19 protein-coding genes are annotated in these 19444 nt (G+C 40.2%); 10 read left to right on the top strand and 9 right to left on the bottom strand.

The features are described 5' to 3' along the window. Nucleotides 1-41: 41 nt before the first annotated feature. A complete protein-coding gene (locus BS1321_RS15625; RefSeq protein WP_063234976.1) occupies nt 42-626 on the bottom strand; it encodes an ANTAR domain-containing response regulator in 585 nt (194 codons plus the stop codon). 9 nt (nt 627-635) lie between these two features. Continuing rightward, nucleotides 636-2012 carry a sensor histidine kinase gene (locus BS1321_RS15620; RefSeq protein WP_063234920.1) on the bottom strand — a complete coding sequence of 459 codons (1377 nt, stop codon included), beginning with the start codon at nt 2010-2012 and terminating at the stop codon, nt 636-638. Nucleotides 2013-2371: 359 nt separating this feature from the next. Here BS1321_RS15620 and BS1321_RS15615 point away from each other — a divergent pair, with 359 nt between their 5' ends. Then, entirely contained in the window at nt 2372-3823 is a 1452-nt protein-coding gene (locus BS1321_RS15615; protein WP_063234919.1) for a YfcC family protein, read from the top strand. Between the two features lie 74 nt (nt 3824-3897). Here the strand turns inward: BS1321_RS15615 and BS1321_RS15610 are convergent, their stop codons facing one another. Further along, entirely contained in the window at nt 3898-4641 is a 744-nt protein-coding gene (locus tag BS1321_RS15610) for an SDR family oxidoreductase (protein WP_063234918.1), read from the bottom strand. Between the two features lie 163 nt (nt 4642-4804). Between BS1321_RS15610 and BS1321_RS15605 the strand changes: the two genes are divergently transcribed. Then, nucleotides 4805-4924: a DUF4023 family protein gene (locus BS1321_RS15605; protein ID WP_061465287.1), complete on the top strand. Its 120-nt coding sequence runs from the start codon at nt 4805-4807 to the stop codon at nt 4922-4924. A 50-nt stretch (nt 4925-4974) separates the two neighbouring features. Here BS1321_RS15605 and BS1321_RS15600 read toward each other — a convergent pair whose 3' ends face one another. From BS1321_RS15600 to brnQ, 4 genes are all read right to left on the bottom strand, one after another. After that, a complete protein-coding gene (locus BS1321_RS15600) occupies nt 4975-5670 on the bottom strand; it encodes a hypothetical protein (RefSeq protein WP_063234975.1) in 696 nt (231 codons plus the stop codon). A gap of 230 nt (nt 5671-5900) precedes the next feature. Next, entirely contained in the window at nt 5901-7817 is a 1917-nt protein-coding gene (locus BS1321_RS15595) for a vWA domain-containing protein (protein ID WP_063234917.1), read from the bottom strand. A gap of 15 nt (nt 7818-7832) precedes the next feature. Then, a complete protein-coding gene (locus tag BS1321_RS15590; protein ID WP_328103885.1) occupies nt 7833-8681 on the bottom strand; it encodes an ATP-binding protein in 849 nt (282 codons plus the stop codon). Between the two features lie 150 nt (nt 8682-8831). Further along, the gene (gene brnQ / locus BS1321_RS15585; RefSeq protein ID WP_063234915.1) at nt 8832-10163 is read right to left on the bottom strand and encodes a branched-chain amino acid transport system II carrier protein; all 1332 of its coding nucleotides are present in this window, start codon (nt 10161-10163) and stop codon (nt 8832-8834) included. A gap of 342 nt (nt 10164-10505) precedes the next feature. Between brnQ and BS1321_RS15580 the strand changes: the two genes are divergently transcribed. Next, nucleotides 10506-11072: a sugar O-acetyltransferase gene (locus BS1321_RS15580; protein ID WP_063234914.1), complete on the top strand. Its 567-nt coding sequence runs from the start codon at nt 10506-10508 to the stop codon at nt 11070-11072. A 44-nt stretch (nt 11073-11116) separates the two neighbouring features. On the opposite strand, the gene BS1321_RS15575 is transcribed toward BS1321_RS15580, so the two are convergent. Beyond that, on the bottom strand, nt 11117-11761 hold the full coding sequence (locus BS1321_RS15575) for an SDR family oxidoreductase (RefSeq protein WP_063234913.1): 645 nt from the start codon (nt 11759-11761) through the stop codon (nt 11117-11119). 360 nt (nt 11762-12121) lie between these two features. Here BS1321_RS15575 and BS1321_RS15570 point away from each other — a divergent pair, with 360 nt between their 5' ends. The 3 genes from BS1321_RS15570 to BS1321_RS15560 all read left to right on the top strand — a co-directional run bounded on the left by BS1321_RS15570 (nt 12122) and on the right by BS1321_RS15560 (nt 13975). Then, nucleotides 12122-12385, top strand: a complete 264-nt coding sequence (locus BS1321_RS15570) for a CD3324 family protein (protein WP_063234912.1) — start codon at nt 12122-12124, stop codon at nt 12383-12385. A 159-nt stretch (nt 12386-12544) separates the two neighbouring features. Beyond that, nucleotides 12545-13180, top strand: coding sequence for a FusB/FusC family EF-G-binding protein (locus tag BS1321_RS15565; protein ID WP_063234911.1), 636 nt, complete (start codon nt 12545-12547; stop codon nt 13178-13180). Nucleotides 13181-13405: 225 nt separating this feature from the next. Continuing rightward, nucleotides 13406-13975 (top strand): MEDS domain-containing protein, encoded by a 570-nt coding sequence (locus tag BS1321_RS15560; protein WP_063234910.1) that lies wholly within the window; start codon nt 13406-13408, stop codon nt 13973-13975. A gap of 444 nt (nt 13976-14419) precedes the next feature. Here the strand turns inward: BS1321_RS15560 and BS1321_RS15550 are convergent, their stop codons facing one another. Then, a complete protein-coding gene (locus tag BS1321_RS15550; protein WP_081113025.1) occupies nt 14420-15508 on the bottom strand; it encodes an amidohydrolase in 1089 nt (362 codons plus the stop codon). A gap of 500 nt (nt 15509-16008) precedes the next feature. Here BS1321_RS15550 and BS1321_RS15545 point away from each other — a divergent pair, with 500 nt between their 5' ends. The 4 genes from BS1321_RS15545 to BS1321_RS15530 are packed head-to-tail and all read left to right on the top strand — an operon-like array spanning nt 16009 to nt 19440. After that, nucleotides 16009-17337, top strand: coding sequence for an LLM class flavin-dependent oxidoreductase (locus BS1321_RS15545; protein WP_063234908.1), 1329 nt, complete (start codon nt 16009-16011; stop codon nt 17335-17337). A 53-nt stretch (nt 17338-17390) separates the two neighbouring features. After that, nucleotides 17391-17924 (top strand): GNAT family N-acetyltransferase, encoded by a 534-nt coding sequence (locus BS1321_RS15540; protein WP_063234907.1) that lies wholly within the window; start codon nt 17391-17393, stop codon nt 17922-17924. A gap of 19 nt (nt 17925-17943) precedes the next feature. Beyond that, nucleotides 17944-18744, top strand: coding sequence for an amino acid ABC transporter substrate-binding protein (locus BS1321_RS15535; protein WP_063234906.1), 801 nt, complete (start codon nt 17944-17946; stop codon nt 18742-18744). Nucleotides 18745-18768: 24 nt separating this feature from the next. Next, nucleotides 18769-19440, top strand: a complete 672-nt coding sequence (locus tag BS1321_RS15530; RefSeq protein ID WP_063234905.1) for an amino acid ABC transporter permease — start codon at nt 18769-18771, stop codon at nt 19438-19440. Nucleotides 19441-19444 lie beyond the last annotated feature (4 nt).

Genomic DNA, 19444 nt, shown 5'->3' with positions numbered 1-19444 from the left:
GCCTACCTACAACCAATTTGGTCCATCAAAGCGCCATTGCTTCATCTATTTACTTGTTTTTGATCATTTGCAATGATTCGGCGTGCCACCGTCTCCATGGAAAGCTGCTTATCCATACTTAGCCTTCTCAACTTATTGTAAGCGATTTCCTCTGTTACATTCTTCCTTTTCATGATGATTCCTTTTGCCTTTTCAATGACTTTACGATTTGTGAGCGTTTCATCCAATTGAGCATTTCGTTCCTGATACTTCTTTGTATTGGCTGCTTGCAGCAAAGCTATTTCCACTGCCGGAATCAAATTCGCCTCCGTAATTGGCTTTACAAGATATCCGACGATATTCGCGCGCTTCGCCTCGTCGATATAGTCACGCTGGCTGAATGCAGTTAAAAGCAGGACCGGAATCTGAAAGGTATTGGATATCACATCGCTAGCCTTAAGCCCATTCATTTTAGGCATTTTTATATCCATCAAAACGAGATCCGGCTGTAGTGCATGCGCCAATTCAATCGCCTTCTCGCCGTTACGGGCATGTCCAACCACATCGAAACCTGCATCCTTGAGCATAATCGTTATATCAAGCAGAACAATCGATTCATCCTCCACGACCAAAATCCTCTTGACCACTTCTCCCACCTACCTCTTGTATGGAAATCTTACAGAAGCCAGGGTACCTTCTTTAATCTGATGAATCGAAAACTCCCCTTCCAAATCATTTTCCACCGTCATGCGGATGATATCCAGCCCCAAAGAAGGTTTCGAAGCCTGAGAATATCCGATGCCATCATCTCTTACTTGAATTTCCAATTCAGGACCATCCTTTTGAAAGCATACGGTAATCTTCCCTTCCGTCCCTTCCTTGAAAGCATGCTTCACACAATTTTGAATGAGCTCATTCACCACCAGCGCGACAGAAATGCCAATGTCGGAATCAATGGAATGAAGCTCACCACCACTATATTCAATGCTTAGGCTTTGACGGGCATGATCCTCCGTATAAACAATCATATCGCCTATTTTCCTAATAAGCTCCAGCAGATCCACATGGTCGACCTGACTGCTTGCCAAAATGATTTCATAAACCGAGGATATGCTTAACACCCGATTCAAACTGACCAATAAATGAGGCTTGCTTTCTTCAGGTGCTCCTAACCTCATTTGCAGCCGAAGTAAACTGGCAACTGTCTGCAAATTATTCTTCACCCTATGATGAATTTCACGAATGGCTACCGACTTGCTAATCAGCTCTCTCTCTTTATCCCGCAGTTCAGTCAGGTCCCGGATAATGATGAACGTTTCATTGGAATTCTTGTTGCCCAAATGGAATTTCTTTATTTGGAAAATCTTTTTACCAATGTTCATTTCCTTCATTAAAATGTCCTCTTTTGAAGCAAGAACATCGGCAAGGCCAGGAAAATAATCGAAAATGGATTCACCTAAGACACAGTCCGTCAAACATATTTCCGATACTAAATTAATGGCAGCAGGATTCGTATAAACAAGTCGGTTCTGGTTATTAATCAGGAAAATGGACTCCTCGATAAATTCAGGAACTAAGGAATTTTGTTGATCTTGCCTATCAAACTGATTTGACGTTTCAGGTTCTTCATGAATCACCTTTTCCATGATCAAAACGGCGATGACCCGATTGCATTCCCCCTTGATTGGAACGACACTTTGCTGGACCATTGCCCCCTCTTGAGTCAACGCCCGATTCACGAACATGTCCTTTCCGGTGCGCAATACATAAAATACTGCCGGTTCAAAAGCCTCATAGGCAAATTTCCCGACAACCGGATGATCATAAACCGATTTCACGGACTGTCCGCATGCCTCTGCCACGACAATGGCATGCTTCCCTTCACGCACCGGACAATCAATGAACACATTCGCTTTATTCAAATTGGCTATCAACGATAAATTCGTTGATAGATTTTCAAGAATTTGAATATCCTTGTCCAGTAAGTGTGTATGCAACTCACATAATTCTCGGACAGTCATTGTCCGTTCCATAGGCAAAACCCCAATAAACGTTTATTCGGATATTATTATTGATTATTATAGATACCGCCCCTATTTTTGTCAATATTCAAAATATTCGAATGTGATGTATTCTTACATTAGATAGCGATATTTAAATAGTATTCCCCTATAAAAAATCATCCCTAAAATAGCCCTTTTATCTATTTTGCATTTTTGTTCAACGAACTATTTTTCCATATCATCTAATTTGTCCAATTGTTTTTAGTGAATATGAACAATGACAATCCATTATCATTAAATTAATATGTAATAAATAGATACATTCAATGTCATTTAACATAACACCTGTAAGAACATGCTAATAAACTAAAGATGAAGGGGGAAAAATAATGGCATTAGAAAATGATTCAAAAAAAATTGTCCGTATCGATGAAGTGACTAAATTCAAAAAAAAGAAGTTTAATATGCCGCATATTTATGTCATATTATTCGTATTTATCTTCCTTGCAGCACTCGCAACTTATTTCGTTCCTGCTGGTGTTTATGAGCGAATTCCAGGTCCTGAGGATCGATTGACGATTGATCCAAATTCCTATCGACTCGTTGAACAAACACCTATTACTCCAGTAGACTTCATGACAGCTATACCAAAAGGCTTGGTAGCTGCAGGAGAGATCGTTTTTTTCACATTCATCATCGGAGGAATATTTTCAGTACTACGGAAAACAGGACTTATTGAAATAGGAGTGGATAGATTAGCAAGGCGATTTTCAACAAAAAGCATGATGTTAATTCCTATCCTCACAGTAGTATTTGCTATTATTTGCAGTTTGATTGGAACACAGGAATTAAGTTTAGTGTATGTACCTGTCATCCTTCCCCTAATGATTGCCTTAGGATTTGATTCTATGGTTGCCGTCTCTGTAGCTTTAGTCGCAACTACTGCTGGATTCATGACAGGCTTTCTTAACCCCATTAACACTGGGTTAGGTCAAAAAATTGCAGGTCTTCCCCTTTATTCCGGTATCGAGCTAAGGATTATCGCTTTTATCATTTTTGTTACTGCAGGGATGGCTTACATTATGCGGTATGCTAAAAAGGTTAAAAATAATCCAAAGTGTAGTTTTGTATTTGATGAGGATCAAGCCAAACGGACACTTTACTTAAATAAGCCAGGATCTGAAATATATAAGGTGAATAAAAAACAGAAAATTGCATTAATTTTAACGTTCGGTTTCTTGTTTCTACTAATATATGGCGTTTTAGCAAAAGGTTGGTTTATGTTGGAAATGGCAGGCCTCTTCATTATCATGGGAATCGTTGTCGGTTTAGTTGCCGGGTTAAACTTATCGGAAATTTGCGAAGGATTTAATGACGGATTTCGAGAAGTTTTGGTCGGTGCCATGATTGTGGGTGTTGCAAGAGCTGTCTCTGTTGTTATGGAGGATGGTCAAGTAATGGACACGATCGTTCATAGTCTCGGTAATCTTGTCGGCGACTTCCCCGCTGTATTTAGCGCTCTTGGCATGTTCATTGTACAAATGTTATGTAGTCTTTTAATTCCCTCCGGCAGCGGTCAGGCCTTAGTTACCATGCCCATCATGGCTCCATTGGCCGACATCATCGGTGTTACAAGACAAACAGCCGTGTTAGCTTTTCAGCTGGCAGACGGAATCGGCAATATCTTATATCCAACATCTGGGTATTTCATGGCTACCCTTGCTTTAGCAGGAGTCGCCTGGCAAAAATGGGTTCGCTTTTACCTGCCTTTGTTTTTTATCTGGTTCCTCTTATCTGGGGCTTTCTTGATCATCGCTCAAACCATTCACTGGAATGGTTAAATTCAAATTAAAGATATTACAAAATACTAAAGCAACGTTGGATTATTACGTTGCTTTAGTTGAATTACAAGCTATTAAACGAATCCACCATTTACCCTAATCGTCTGACCCGTAACCCACTGGGCTTGTTCACTCACCAAAAACGATACCACATTGGCGATGTCTTCCGTTTCACCTAAACGCCCGAAGGCATTCATTTTTTTCATTCCTTCGATTTGCTGCTCCGATTTCCCTACATTAAACAACTCTGTGTTAACCGGTCCTGGAGCAATTGCATTGATCGTAATCCCTTTTGGACCGAACTCTTTGGACAGATGTCTCGTGAATTGTTCAACTGCCCCCTTTGTGCCTGCATACACGCTGTATGAAGGAAACATTTGGCCTATTACAGAGGTTGAAATATTGACGATCCTGCCATCGGCCTCCATATATTTCAGGGCTTGTTGGCAAGCGAAGAATGTCCCCTTCACGTTCACTGCAAATTGTTTATCAAAGTCTTCCTCCGTTGCTTCGGAAAGTGGTTTATTTATCATCAGTCCCGCATTGTTCACTAAAATATCGATTTTCCCAAACGTATTGACCGTTTCCTCGAAAAGATTTTCAATATGGGAAACCTGGCTGATATCGGCTTGGATAGCAACAGCTTCCCCGCCCTTTTCCTTAATGCACTCAACAACTTCATCTGCTTTATGTACACTGCCTGAATAGTTGATCACCACTTTTGCACCCAAATCTGCAAGCTGTTCTGCTATGGCGCGACCGATCCCTCTTGATGAACCTGTGACCAATGCAACTTTTCCATCCAACCGATTTTCCATTCATTTCCCTTCTCTCTTTTCTGGTTTCATTTCATAAAAAAAGCTTTTCACCCCATATATTACCACCTTCCCTTTTTACAAGGTAGTAAGATCCCTGGCATACTCATGAAATTCACCACTTCTGGTTATAGTAAAGAAGAAAATATCGGAGGAGGTACATTCCATGAAAAGTTCAAAGGAATTCGTTGAAAGCATTCAAGAGCAGCAGAAAAAGGAAGAAGGCAATTTCCGCCGCCAAGGCAATGGGAATCCCGCTCAGAAATTACCGAATAAAAAACATTAATGAAGCCCATCTTCAAAGATCCCAGCCTTAAAATGAGGCTGGGATTCTTTTCAGTCCGATGTACTTTCTTTTTTCTTCATTACTTCGATTTCTTTTGAAAATGTATCCTCTATCTCTTTTTTATTTCCATATAAAAAGAGGTTATCCCCTAATTTAATTTTATACTCATATAACTCTTTCCTGATTTTCACTTCACCTCTTCCAATAAATAAAATATTGATGTCGGCTCCATGTGATATGACATCAATCGCTTTGACATCTATGAATTCGGAGTCCTCATAAATATCGATTTCCATGACCACGTCTTCATCTTCTAAAAACAGGACCTCCTCTATCGGGTGTTCCCATAATTCATAATGATTGTACATTTCACTGTGCATCTTATTCGATATTCTATTATTTAGGAACGGAGCTTTCACTAAAACGGTTAAGACCACCAATATTCCAATAATGATGCTTAACTCCATCAAGCGTAGATCATCTGTAAGCAATGTACTAATCGATGAAATGATGACAGCAAGTGAAAAAGCACCAAATAAAATTAAAAACATGCTTATTTTCCTTCGAACAGGATGATCAATAATGGATTTTGACTCGTCAGTCGTAAAACCAGTACCTGTCAGCATGGAGATAACCTGAAATCTTGCCACTGTGCTTTTTAATCCAGTCGATTTCAGCAAGGTCACCGATATTTCAATAACAAGAACAATGATTATAAAATAAAGCAACATAAATACTAAATTCATCAAAACCATCACTTCCTCATCTATCGTTTACCCACATCCCGCCAAAAGAAATCACATTCGTTTTTCTTTTCAAGTTTCCATCAATATATTCACTTACTGCGAATAACGCTGACATTATATAAAAAAACACAGTAAGATCGATTGGATCCTACTGCGTTTTTTACTATATACAAATCAGGATGCATTTTTTCCCGTTCTAATCTTATGCTTTCCGTCTGGAACTTGATTTCTCAAATGGTCTTCAACAGCAGTTTTTTTAACAGCGGTGTAAATTGCTCTGGCAAATCCGCTACACTCGGAATCATTAGGCGTTCTTTGCCATAGATGTTTTTCATCGTCATTTCTTCACTTTCATCGATGCCTCCATCCGCTAAAAACAGGCCGATGACTTCTATGCCTTTTTTCCTGGCTTCCGAAACAGCAAGATGTGTATCGACAATGCCATTTTGATCATAATCGCTTGCTGCCGGCTCACCATCGGAAAATACGAGCAAGAATCGGTTCTTTTCCCGTCTTTTTTCCAATTCCATTGTGGCAACCCTGATACTGTATCCGTCCCGGTTGTCTTCCTCTGGTTCAAGCTGCATGATTTTAGCTCCTGAGTTTAGATAAAGAGAATCGGAATGGGACTGGATCACATGGAAGTAGTTCGGCTGATATCCTTCTCTCACTTCATTTGCATCTTCCCAAAATCCCACGATCGAGTGGGGGATCCTTAATTTTTTCAGTACTTCATGAAACAGGACGACCCCTCGTTTCGTTTCATCCATTTTGTTATGCATGGAAGCCGAGCAATCGATAAGCAATGTGAATACGGCATCCATTTCATTTGAATCCTGGTTCTTTTTATAAAAGACCCTTGGATTTTCTTCAAATACAAGCGGCAGTAATTTCTTCGATAAACGGCCAAAAGCCAAATCTTTTCTTGGTGCGTTCTTTTTATTTTCCAGCGTCTTTTCAATTGTACTGGAGAGTTTTCTCTTGAACGGCTCGATATCCGCAACAAACTCACGGTAGCGTTTCTCTTCCGAAAGTGTTGGTATTTTTGCTTCTTTGATTACCTGAACGACGTCTTTATTTTCTTCACCAAATGGATGTTCACCACTTTTGCCCATATTGGTTTGTTTCTTCTCCAGCGTTTCTTGCTGATTGTATTCCTTTTGTTGACTTTCCCCTGATGAACCCTGGATCGAAGCCAGTGCTTGGTCGGCATCTTCCGCTTCACGCGCACCTCCGCCCATCATACTTGTTTTCGTTCCCTGCTCCAATTCAAATTGAAGAAAAGTCGAATTACTCTCACCGTTCTTATTCTCCCGGTGCCAAGTCGAGAATTTTTCATCAATGAATTCACTTTTATCTTCATCAATATCTTCTGTATCATCGTTCAACAGTTCATCATTTCTAGTCAGTTCATCAAATAAGGTATTTGCCTTATACTTCTCCACATTCGCAATGGGGAAGATGAAATATTCATTCATCGTATCCTCGTATCGATCGTTCACACGGAAAACGATTTGCTCGCAAATCCTCGTGATATCACTGGTTTTAGTGGCTTCAAAGACAGAATGGATGAACGGTTTGAGTTTCTCAAGTTCTTCCAGCTGCCTTACATTGGCTCTTGGAAAAATCGGATCCGGTCTGTCAGATTGAAGCAGTAAATATATGAGGCAGTATAATTCATCCAGTGCAAAACTTCTTGTGACATTCGTCGCCAATTGGCTTTCGAAATATTGTTTAAGGTAAGCACCCCTTACCGAAAACCATTTTTTCGTGCCTGGCCTTTCTTTCTTCACCAATTCTTCCAATCGCAAATCTTCCAGTAAAGCGAATAATTGGGCTGCAAACTTCGGAAGTGAACTTTCCCCGATAATGTCCTGGTACTCCTTCATGCTCTGGATTGTTGAATGATGCAGCGTACCTATCGTCCTAAGGAGCACGTCCGTTTTCAGCCCCGCTTCCTTCACTTCCCTATTTCCATTTTCCCAAAAATGGCTGGCTGTGACCTTATTCTCGATCAGATCAATGAAGGAGCCATAATTGTATTCGAATTCCAGCTCAGGAATGCCGGATAACACAGTCGAGAGATCCTGAAGCTGTAAAAAAAGAGCCGTATCTATTATTGAATCATTGAACCGGATATACTTCATGAGGCATTCTCCTAGTTAGAATAATGTGTCAGCCAAGTTCTTCACAAACTCACGCTCCCGCTCCTCGTCCAACTTATCCACAATGGAACGAAGAATCGCCCGTTTTGGCGGGATCAACACACTTAGATCGCAAGCATCAAGCAAAGCCCTGATCGATGCCGCATCTTCAGCTACCTTCCCTTGATTCACGGCATTTATCAAATCACTCGACAGTTTAACGAACAATTCGATACTTCTTGGGTCCTTCAACTTTGTATTCGTTTCTATCAATTGTCTTAACTGCTCCCCTTCGATATAAGGAACTTCAATTACGACAAACCTATTTTTTAGCGCTTCATTCAGCGGCACTGTACCGACATACCCTTCGTTGATTGCAGCAATCACATTAAAGCCTTCTTTTGCCGTTATGACTTCATTCGTGAACGGATTCGTTATCGTCCTTCTGTAATCAAGCACACCATTGATAAGCGGCAGAGTTTCCGGTTTTGCCATGTTTATTTCATCTATATATAGGAAGTGACCGTGATTCATCGAATTGGTCACTGGTCCAGGTACGAATTCTATCACTTGTTTTTCTTCTTTGTAAGCCAACGTCTTGAAGCCCAATAAGCTTTCGGCATCCAAGTCGACTGAGCAGTTGACACTGAACATCGGCTGGTTGAATAAATTTGATAATGTCTCGGCAAACTTTGTCTTCCCTGCCCCTGTCGGACCCTTCAAAAGGATATTCTTCCCCATGCTTAAGGCCGTGATGGCATCTACCATCAACTCCATTTCGGGAGGCAGATATCCGCCGCTCCTGATCAATTCCTCAAATTGAACAGGATTCTTTTTGCTTGCTTGTAATATATTTGCGATTTCCATTGGTAATCTATTGATCATTGTGTTCCTACACCCCTTTCTGAACATTTTAAGGCTCTTTCCCATTAAAAACAAACACTAAGAAAAGGAGCTGTCATCAAGACAGCTCCTTTCATGATTCGAAGTTCATTCTCATATAGTGAATGATGACCCTTAATAAGCTTCCTTAGGGTCGCCTTTTATTAGGTATATCATATAGCCCAATACACCGCCGATGATGGCAGGAATCACCCATCCTACCCCTACACTATATAGTGGAAGGTATTGAGTGAAAAGGTCCGAGACAACTTCCATTTTAATGCCTGATGCCACTATTCCATCCATAACGCTAATGATGGCCGTTAATAATAAGCTTCCTAAATATACCTCCGATTTCCCTTTGAAAAAGGAATGGAAGAACGTAAGAACAATCAAAACGATCGCCACGGGATAAAGCGCCGTTAACACAGGCACTGTAATGGAAATGAGCTTGGCCAAACCTACATTGGCAACTGCCGCACTAAAAACAGAGAAGATGACGACATATGATTTATACGATACAGTAGGCAGTATTTTATTGAAATACGTAGAACAAGCCGTTATCAAACCGATGCTTGTCGTTAGGCATGCAGCGATCACAATCAACCCTAACAGCACAGCACCAGCCGGTCCGAAAAAATGATTCGAGGCTTGAGCCAAAACGTCTCCGCCATTACCCAGTTGACCCAGTTTCTCCACACTTGTTGCCCCGACATAAGTTATGGACGTATAAACGATCACCAACAAAGTGGCAGCTATTAAGCCGGCTTTCATACAGAAGCCCAACACTTCTTTTCTTGATGTTATCCCTTTATCTTTGATTGCATTAATGACAATGATCCCAAATGCAAATCCGGCCAGCGTATCCATAGTCAAATATCCTTCTTTAAATCCATTGAAGAAAGAATTATCTGAATATTTTGCCGTTGGTGACTGGATTTCACCCATTGGGTTAATAATTGCGACCACAATGAGAATCCCGATGAAAATCAATAATAACGGTGTTAATATTTTTCCGACGATATCCAGCATTTTTGATGGGTTGATTGATAATAAACAGGCAATTCCAAAGTATATGATCGTGAATATCAGCAATGGTAAAAAACCGACATCATTAGATAGGAAAGGTTTAATCCCTATTTCGTAGGATACACTTCCCGTTCTAGGAAGCGCGAAAAGCGGCCCCAAAGATAAATAAAGAACGACCGTGAAAATGATGCCGAATAACGGGTGTGCTCTGCTTGCAAGCGATTGAACATCATTTTTTCCTGAAAAACCAAATGCCAATATTGTAATGAATGGCAATCCAACACCAGTAATGATGAATCCTAAACTGGCCGACCATAAATTGGTCCCAGCGGATTGACCGAGCATGGCAGGGAAAATTAAGTTTCCTGCACCAAAAAATAAAGCAAAAAGCATTAATCCTGTTACAATGACAAAAGAAAGTGGTGCTTTCTGTGACATATAGAGCCCTCCATTGTTTTGATTATCTTAACGAAGAAAAGAGTTGTCCATCAATTTCCAGTAAAAAAGTGACATGAACCTTCAAACTGTTCTATCTATCTGTTAAAATGTACCTTCATGAAACTATGAATCATCTATAACACTCCTTACTATAAAATCAGGCGGAATGTTTGTCAAAGCTATTTCATTAATTATTCGGAAAAATCTTTCTTTTCTTACTATTTCCCAAAAAACTGAGAGAGGGATAGAAAAGTTGAGTAAAAAGTACTGCAATTTATTTTGCGGGAAAAATATTTTAATATTTATCCAAACTATATAAAAACAAGAAAATAGGAGGTAAACATGAATACTGAAAAAGAAAAGATGGTGAGCGGGGAACTTTACATCGCCGCTGATCCGGAATTAATAAAAGATAGGGAAAATGCCAGAAAGTTGACCCGGTTATACAATCAGACAACTGAAAGTGAAGGGGACGAACGAACTGCACTGCTGAAACAGCTTTTAGGTTCCACTGGGCTAAATGTATATATTGAACCCACTTTCCGTTGTGACTATGGATACAACATTTCTGTCGGGGAAAACTTTTATGCTAATTTCGATTGTGTCATTTTGGATGTTTGTGAAGTGAAAATTGGCAGGGACTGCATGTTGGCTCCCGGAGTGCATATCTATACAGCCACACATCCGCTGGATCCCTTTGAACGCAGTTCTGGAGTGGAATACGGAAAACCGGTTACGATAGGGGATCATGTATGGATTGGCGGAGGGGCCATCATCAATCCTGGCGTAACAATAGGGAATCATTCCGTCGTCGCTTCAGGGGCCGTCGTAACAAAGGATGTTCCTGAAGGCGTAGTTGTCGGCGGAAACCCAGCGAAGGTCATCAAGCATATTGAAGGAATTAAATAAGGCAGAGCTCACTCCCCCTGAGTGGCTCTGCCTCCTTTTTTTCGTTATATTTCCCTTAATGCTTCCGCGATTGCAGTATCACCAGAGATTAAATCAAATGAACGCTTGTAGGTATTTTCTTCAGTTAAAGAAGCAAGAATAGTTCGAGCCACATCTTCACGGGCAATCGAACCTCTTTCCAATTCTTCGGCGGCGGTCACTTTGCCCGTTCCCGGTTCATTCACCAGACCCCCTGGCCGAATGATGGTATAATTTAAATCGCTTTGTAACAATGCCCTATCCGCATAGTGCTTGGCCACATAATACGGTTTGATGGCTTCATTCCAGTTTTCGCGATTATTGGCCTGAAATGCACTCACCATGATGAATCGGTTGATTCCCAAGTTTTCTGCCGCTTCAATCGTTTTAACAGCACCATCCAGATCAATCAACAGCGTTTGATCAGCACCGGTGCTTCCACCGGATCCTGCTGTAAACACGATGGCATCACAGCCTTTTGCCGCATTCGCAATCTCATCCACTGATCCAGTTAAACTGACGACCGCAGATTCAATTCCATTTTTCTCTAAATGCTTACTTTGTTCTTCTTTACGAACCATTGCCCGTACACTATGTTCCGGGCTATCTTTTAATAAATCCACAAGATGTTTACCGATCTGCCCATTTGCCCCAACTACGAATACTTTCATAAAGGTCAGCTCCCATAATGGTTAGTTTGGTTTTCCAATCAAATTATTTCATGGAGTCAGAACATTATCAAACAATCAGCCCGTCGATTCAGCTTTAACATTGGAAAAAGTTTGGCAACCACCCTTATATATTTTATAATAAGAACAATACGTGTTCTTCAGAAACACAAAGGGGAGGTGTAAAGATGGCAATAAGAATGTTAATGCCACCTTCTGCAGCGTCTCATGCAAAGCCTAGTATTGGAGGCGATACTTTGCATGGGGTTGAATTAAGCTAAACTTAATCGCCCGCCTTATCATTTCTAATATTCGGCTTTGCACCTTATTTCATTCTTAATAAAGAATAAGGGGCTGGCAGAAATGAAATATGTAAAAGCGACGGCCGTTTTGCCTGAAAAGCTGATCGTTGAAATTCAAAAGTATGTGCAAGGTGAAACCATATATATCCCTAAACCTGAAAAGGACCATCACAAATGGGGAACCCGTTCGGGATCAAGGGAATTGATTGATGACCGGAATGCCTCTATAAAATATGCATTCAAAGACGGGCATACCATCCATCAATTAGCCGAGGAACATTTTCTCTCCGTGGAAACCATCAAGAAAATCGTTTATTCTAAATAGATTTGCATCAGTAGCACTGATAATGATATCAGTGCTATTCGTATGCCCAGTATGTTTCTTAGTCGTTTTCCCCCTTTTAAAGCAGATGCGATTTCTGTAAGGTAAATAGAAACGGTATCATGTGACAAGTATCGAGCAACAGAAACAGGAGTGAAGAAAATGGAACCTTTTATCAGGAGCGAGCAGTATAACTTCATAAAATCTCAAACACAGATTCTCATAAATGGACACGCGACTGCCAACGATAAGGATGTGATCAACACCCTGAAAACAGTCGCCAAAGAAAGAGCACTAAGCTTATTCAGTGACTTGAGCGAAGAGCAAAAACAATTGCTGGATCCAGTGGATACCATAAAAGATCCCGCACAAGCCGAAGCCTTTCTCTTACAGGTAAAACCATTTGTGATCCCATTTAAAGAAGTAACCGAAAAAACGATAAAAAAATTGTTTCCTAAAGCAAAGAAATTAAAAACCCCTTTGTTGGAGAACATCGATTTGAGAGAGATTTCATATTTGGGATGGGATGATGTCGGATCCGGAAAGAAATTCATCATTGCACCCCATCATAATAAACTCACCGGATTGCATGGAACCATTAAACCTTCAAACAAAAAAGGGATCTGTGCCATATGCAGCCGATTTGAAGAAACAGGGATGTTCATGTCTGAAACAAAAGGAACCGTCCAAGGGACATTCATTAAAAAAGGGAATTATATTTGTCTGGACAGTATGAAATGCAACCAGAACATAACCACTTTGGATAAAATGACCGACCTAATCGAGCGGCTGAAATAATACGGAAAAGCAATCCTTCAATGGCGAAGGATTGCTTTTTAGGCGTGTTCAAACATCTCCTGAGCACGTGATTGATCTGTTGTGAATGCCGTCAAAGAACATGCTTAAGAACCCGGCAGTTTAGATATATTCCTTCTCCCTTCTCCCGCTAAAAAAATTCTCATTTTGTCCTGCTTAAAGAATTCAAGTATAATTAAAGAGATACATGAAAGAAGGAATGATATATTGAAAAGCAAAATGAATCAGTTGTTCAAAGACCAAAAGAGCGTTCATGTGCTGTATTCCTATAATGAAATGGAAAATTACATTATACAAGTTTTGAATTTTATCCAAGACGGCATCGCGGCAGGAGATTATATTATTCTTATTGAAAATGACCGTATTTACCCCATTATTCATAAAGAACTGAGCACTCGGTTAACGAAAGATCAAATGGAGTTCATTCACTTTGTGAACAACTTCGATTTCTATTGCTCAAGCGGCAGTTATCATCCTCCTGCAATCGAAGAGTACTTTAATAAAACGGTACAACCCTATGTGGATAATAAAATCTCTTTCCGATCATGGGCACATGTGGAATGGGCAACCATGGAAGAGCCGCTGCATATCATAGAGGATTTTGAGAGAACAGTAGATGAAGCTGTAAATCAGCTGTCGTTTCCATTAATTTGTGCTTACAAAGGTGAGAGGATGCCAGACTACCTCAAAACCATATTGTTGGAAACACATCCTTATGTTCTAAAAGACGATGATGTCATCATCTCTGAACAATACTTGCCATCTAGTTTGAAATAATAAACAACACGCTTAGTAATTCTCCTAAGCGTGTTGTTTTCCGTTGCATTATTGAATTATCATCGTGAATACCTCGTGTATTTATACGGAAGTCATTCACCGATTTTCACCTTGACCCTTCCCCATAAACAGTCAGTATGACAAAGCAGTCTTTTGCATAATCCGAGATTAATTCCCGACACATTCCACACAGGCTAACCACTTTTAAAGCACTGTCTTCATTATCGGAATAGGGATGCTTAACCGCCACGATTGTCTCAAATCCCTTTTCGCCGTCCGATGTCACCTTCCCAATTGCAATGGCTTCTGCACATACGGTTATCCGCCAATATATGCTTCAATATGTACGGCAGCAACGATTTTTCCTGACTTCGTTTTTAATGCAGCACCAACATGATGCCTATTTTCCTCGTAAATGATCGGCCCTTCTCCTCTTCTAATATTTCATTTAGGGATTTTTTTTAACGCTTCTAAAGCCAATAAGCGGAAATAAGAAGCCGCTGGAAAAAGTGCCGTTTCATCTACTATAAACTTAGGGTGATGCAGGTCATACGGACCGCCTGAACCTATCATCACGAAAGCACCTGGTATTTTTTCTTGGTAAAAAGCGAAGTCTTCCCCTATGGAGCTAGCTTCTAACGTTTTTGTCGTGTAACCTGCTGTGTCTCCAACCTGAAGCGCCAAATCTGCCCATTCAGGAGTATTATCAACTGATGGGGGGCCTGGATGCCATGATAATTCAACATTTGCATTGAATGTTTCGCTTATACCGTGCAGGACTTGTTTCATACGTTTCTGAATGAACTCTCGTTGAGTTTTACTGAAGGTGCGGACGGTTCCTTCCAAATATGCACTATCTGGGATAACATTCCATGTTGAGCCACTATGAATTTGAGTGATGCTCAAAACCGCGGACTCTTTTGGCGCCACATTTCGGCTGATGATGGTTTGCAACGTTGAGATAATATGTCCTGTTATGATAATCGGATCATTTCCCTCTTCCGGTTTGGCCGCATGTGAGCCAGTTGCTTTAACATGCACTTCAAAGCGATCGACTCCCGCTGTCAGTGCTCCATGTTTTGTCCCTAGCTCCCCAACTTTCAATGTCGGATCATTATGAAGACCAAAAATCACATCCACATCATCCAACACACCGGTTTCCATTAAAGCACTTGCACCATGTCCCGTTTCCTCCGCAGGTTGAAATATCAACCGAATCGTTCCGGACAGATCTCTTTCTTCTTTTTTCAATAAAAAAGCAGTCCCCAAAATGACAGAAGTGTGAAAATCATGACCACATGCATGCATCACGCCGACATGCGTTGAAGGAAAATCCACCTCAGATTGCTCCAAAATTGGTAAAGCATCAATATCGGAGCGAAGTGCTATCGTAGGTCCCGGCTTGCTGCCTTTTATCTCAGCTACGACACCAGTTTTTAATGAAAAATCAAGGATCTTAATATTTTGAGATTGAAGCGCTTCTTTAATTTTTTTAGTCGTTTCAAATTCTTGATTTGATAATTCAGGTGTCATATGAAGATCACGTCTGAATTCCAATAGATAATTTTCCAATTCTACATTGCTTTTAGTCACCGGTTGTCCATCTCCTTAAAAATCCGAATATTAAAGAACGAAAGCTATCCAAGCAATATCAAATGAAACAGCTATCAAATAAGCTATTTGATAAACGTGTAAAGCATGAGTTCTAATTTAAGTCGCATCGCAAGCATCATAACTATGAATTCCCTGAAATGAAAAGTGTTTATTTCGAATATTCAGCATTGACAATTTATTATACAAGATGCTACCATGTGAAGTAATTTACTATATTATAGTAACGTATCAATACAAAAAAGGATTAAATTTCTATAGTAGAAAATAAGTAAAGACATACATACACATTGGTCGGAAGGAACCCTCTTCTAAACTGGAAGCGGGTTTTATTTTAACATTAATTCATAGTAAACCAGTAAGGATATACTATTATACATCCCCTGCGTTTAAAAGTGAAGACACAAAGGAGCATTTGACATATGAAAAAGAAAACAGTAAAACTGGGTGTATTTTTGGCCGGAACAGGACATCACGTTGCTTCTTGGAGACATCCTAACGCCAATCCGAAAGCAAATATGGACATCGATTATTTTAAGGGGTTGGCGCAGACTGCCGAAAAAGGTTTATTTGATTTATTATTCTTGGCAGATAGTTTGTCAGTTGCAAAGGACTCGCATCCTAATATTCTGACTCGATTCGAGCCATTGACTTTGTTATCTTATCTAGCCTCGGCGACTTCCAATATTGGTTTGGTTTCAACGGCCTCCACCACCTACGAAGAACCCTTTAATGTTGCTAGAAAATTTGCTTCTTTAGACCATATTACCTCCGGCCGTGCTGGATGGAACGTAGTCACAACGTCCCTTGCCTCCACTGCAGTAAACTTCAATAAATCTGAACATTTAGAACATAGTCTCCGTTATAAAAGGGCGACTGAATTTGTTGAAGTTACCAAGAAATTATGGGACTCATGGGAAGACGATACGTTGGTTATCGATAAAGAAACAGGCCAATTCATTGATGAAAGCAAGTTTCATGAAATCAATCATCAAGGTGAGTTTTTCTCTGTAAAAGGACCATTAAATATTTCTCGCTCACCTCAGGGGCATCCGGTCATTGTACAAGCAGGTTCTTCTGGCGATGGTCAATTGCTTGCAGCAAAGCACGCAGAGATTGTCTTTACCGCCCAGGAGAACAAGGAGGACGCGGTTTCATTTTACCATGAGTTAAAAGGTCATTTGGCCACTTTTAATCGGGAGAAAAGCAGCTTGAGTATTATGCCAGGTTTGTTCCCGATTGTGGGACAGACTGAGAAGGAAGCCCAAGAAAAGTACGAGGCATTGCAGGAGCTGATCATTCCCGAAATAGGATTGGCTGTTATGGGAAGGTATTTTGGAAATGTGGATTTTTCAAATATCCCTTTGGATACACCGTTTGCTGATATTTCGTTACCAAATAATGTAGATAGCATCCAAAGTAAATATGATTTGATCGTTAAACGGGCGACCAATGAAAATTTGACGTTACGTCAGACATATCAGTGGGTTGCAGGATCACGTGGACATCATATCGCAATTGGAACACCAACGCAGATTGCGGATAAGATTGAAGATTGGGTGAATGGAAATGCAGCTGACGGCTTTAATATTATGCCAGCCCTCTTGCCTGATTCTTTAACGGATTTTGTTGATCTTGTTGTCCCTGAACTGCAATCAAAAGGAATTTTCCGTACGAAATATGAAAGTAACACATTACGAGGGAATCTTGGCCTGGATAAACCGGTCAACCAATATTCTCATAAGCTTTAACTCAAGGACAGAATCACCCAACCGAAGAAGAATTAGTGTATAGGAGGCGCAAGATGAGTCAAATATTTCGTGAAGTACGTGAAGAAGATGTGGATAAATTCCTTCATTTAACATTGGATGCTTATGCGAGTATAAGAGAGTTGGATATTCACTTCTCTGCGGCAACGGCCACGAGAGAGGAAGCAATTAAGCACATATCCGAAAATAAGGTATATGTTCTGGAGGAAAATGGGACATTTATTTCCACCGTATCGATTCGGTTACCGTGGGGCCCCAATCCTGGCCCGCTCGTATTGCCGCACATAGGCTGGTTCGCTACTAACCCTGCATACAAGCGTCAAGGCATAGGGAAAAAGGTTCTGTCATGGCTCGAAGAAGAAATTTTGAAGAAGCAGCTGAGAGCCCCCGCGGTTACACTCGGAACCGCGGATAATCATCCATGGCTAAAAGAAATGTACGAAAAAAGTGGATTTGAAGAGATAGGTCAAAAAGATTTAGGCAAAGGTCATCTCACGATATATTTGAGGAAAATCTTGCAACCGGAACAATATCAAGCTTGGACTGAAAAATATAATCAAACTATTTAAAAATAGGAGGAAAATAACGATGAAAAAAATACTTTCCCTTGGACTCTCTTTACTTTTCATATTAGTACTTGCAGCATGTGGCAATTCAAAACAAGAGGATACGGCTAAAGATTCCGAACAAAAAACAATCAAAGTGGGGTCAACTGGCCAAAGCTACCCAAATGGTTATCAAGAGGATGGTAAATTAACAGGTTTTGACGTAGAACTTACAGAACGCATCGCTAAGGATTTAGGATACAAGGTAGAGTGGGTCACTTCTGATTTCAGTGGGATAATGGGGCAATTGGGATCAGGTAAATTGGACACCGTTGCGAATGCCGTTGCCATTACAACAGAACGACAAGAGCAATTTAATTTTACAGAGCCATATAGTTATTATGGTGCACAAATTGTATCAAGCACAAAAAACAATGATATTAAAAGTTTGGATGATCTTAAAGGCAAAACCGTTTCCGGTGTGTTGGGGTCTAATAACGTTGCAAACCTAGAAAAATATGATAAAAACGGCGATATCAAAATACGAACCTATGAAACTCGGGATGGCGCAATGCAAGATGCCATTAACAACCGTGTAGATGGATATATCAATTCCCGCCCAATCCTAGTTGCAGAAATAAAGAAAAATGATCTTCCGTTAAAACTAGTCGGTGATCCAGTGGCCTATGAAAATGTAGGATATCCATTTCCCAAAACAGAAAAAGGTAAAAAATTAAATGAAGAATTCACGACAGAAATAAAAAAACTTAAAGAAGATGGTACATTAGCGAAGCTTTCCAATAAATATTTTGGTGAAGATATCACCACGAATTCCGGCGAATAAGCATAGCGGAGGTTTTAAAGCATTATGAATTTTGATTTACAATATATGTTGGAAATTTCCCTACAAATCGCAAAATTTATTCCAATCACTCTGGTTTTAGCCATCATATCGATGGTTTTAGCCATTATTATCGGACTTGTAGTAGCCTTAATAAGAAATAGTAATATTTTTGGAATCACCCATTTGGCAGGCTTATATATCTCTTTATTTCGAGGAATGCCAACATTGGTACAATTATTCATCATTTACTACGGTTTACCACAGTTATTCCCGTCGTTGTCAACGATGGAAGCAATCACGGCGGCGATCATTGGATTTAGTTTGAAAGAATCCTCTTATTTAGCAGAAATTTTCCGAGCTGGATTGAATTCCGTGGACAAAGGTCAGATGGAAGCTGGCCTTGCAACTGGCATGAAAAGAGTGCAGATTTACTCGCGAATCATTTTACCACAAGCTGCTTTAAATGCATTGCCAGCAACAGGGAATACGTTTATATCTTTGATTAAAGAAACGTCCCTTGCCTTTACATTAGGAATTACGGAACTATTTGCAGAGGGGAAAATGATTGCATCCGCTAACATGCGCTTTTTCGAGACGTATTTGGTGGTTGGCTTGATTTACTGGCTATTGGTTATTCTTTATTCTTGGATACAAAAATATCTGGAGATTTGGCTCAGCAAACCACTTAGAAGGTGATCAT

This window comes from Peribacillus simplex NBRC 15720 = DSM 1321 (assembly GCF_002243645.1).
Taxonomy (GTDB): domain Bacteria; phylum Bacillota; class Bacilli; order Bacillales; family DSM-1321; genus Peribacillus; species Peribacillus simplex.
This window is presented reverse-complemented; position numbering and strand designations above follow the sequence as displayed.

What these genes read in the sequence shown, in the direction of transcription:
- BS1321_RS15620 (WP_063234920.1), bottom strand. Translation starts at nt 2,012, where the DNA reads ATGGAACGGACAATGACTGTCCGAGAATTATGTGAGTTGCATACACAC.
- BS1321_RS15615 (WP_063234919.1), top strand. Translation starts at nt 2,372, where the DNA reads ATGGCATTAGAAAATGATTCAAAAAAAATTGTCCGTATCGATGAAGTG.
- BS1321_RS15610 (WP_063234918.1), bottom strand. Translation starts at nt 4,641, where the DNA reads ATGGAAAATCGGTTGGATGGAAAAGTTGCATTGGTCACAGGTTCATCA.
- BS1321_RS15605 (WP_061465287.1), top strand. Translation starts at nt 4,805, where the DNA reads ATGAAAAGTTCAAAGGAATTCGTTGAAAGCATTCAAGAGCAGCAGAAA.
- BS1321_RS15600 (WP_063234975.1), bottom strand. Translation starts at nt 5,670, where the DNA reads ATGAATTTAGTATTTATGTTGCTTTATTTTATAATCATTGTTCTTGTT.
- BS1321_RS15595 (WP_063234917.1), bottom strand. Translation starts at nt 7,817, where the DNA reads ATGAAGTATATCCGGTTCAATGATTCAATAATAGATACGGCTCTTTTT.
- BS1321_RS15590 (WP_328103885.1), bottom strand. Translation starts at nt 8,681, where the DNA reads ATGGAAATCGCAAATATATTACAAGCAAGCAAAAAGAATCCTGTTCAA.
- brnQ (WP_063234915.1), bottom strand. Translation starts at nt 10,163, where the DNA reads ATGTCACAGAAAGCACCACTTTCTTTTGTCATTGTAACAGGATTAATG.
- BS1321_RS15580 (WP_063234914.1), top strand. Translation starts at nt 10,506, where the DNA reads ATGAATACTGAAAAAGAAAAGATGGTGAGCGGGGAACTTTACATCGCC.
- BS1321_RS15575 (WP_063234913.1), bottom strand. Translation starts at nt 11,761, where the DNA reads ATGAAAGTATTCGTAGTTGGGGCAAATGGGCAGATCGGTAAACATCTT.
- BS1321_RS15570 (WP_063234912.1), top strand. Translation starts at nt 12,122, where the DNA reads ATGAAATATGTAAAAGCGACGGCCGTTTTGCCTGAAAAGCTGATCGTT.
- BS1321_RS15565 (WP_063234911.1), top strand. Translation starts at nt 12,545, where the DNA reads ATGGAACCTTTTATCAGGAGCGAGCAGTATAACTTCATAAAATCTCAA.
- BS1321_RS15550 (WP_081113025.1), bottom strand. Translation starts at nt 15,508, where the DNA reads ATGACACCTGAATTATCAAATCAAGAATTTGAAACGACTAAAAAAATT.
- BS1321_RS15545 (WP_063234908.1), top strand. Translation starts at nt 16,009, where the DNA reads ATGAAAAAGAAAACAGTAAAACTGGGTGTATTTTTGGCCGGAACAGGA.
- BS1321_RS15540 (WP_063234907.1), top strand. Translation starts at nt 17,391, where the DNA reads ATGAGTCAAATATTTCGTGAAGTACGTGAAGAAGATGTGGATAAATTC.
- BS1321_RS15535 (WP_063234906.1), top strand. Translation starts at nt 17,944, where the DNA reads ATGAAAAAAATACTTTCCCTTGGACTCTCTTTACTTTTCATATTAGTA.
- BS1321_RS15530 (WP_063234905.1), top strand. Translation starts at nt 18,769, where the DNA reads ATGAATTTTGATTTACAATATATGTTGGAAATTTCCCTACAAATCGCA.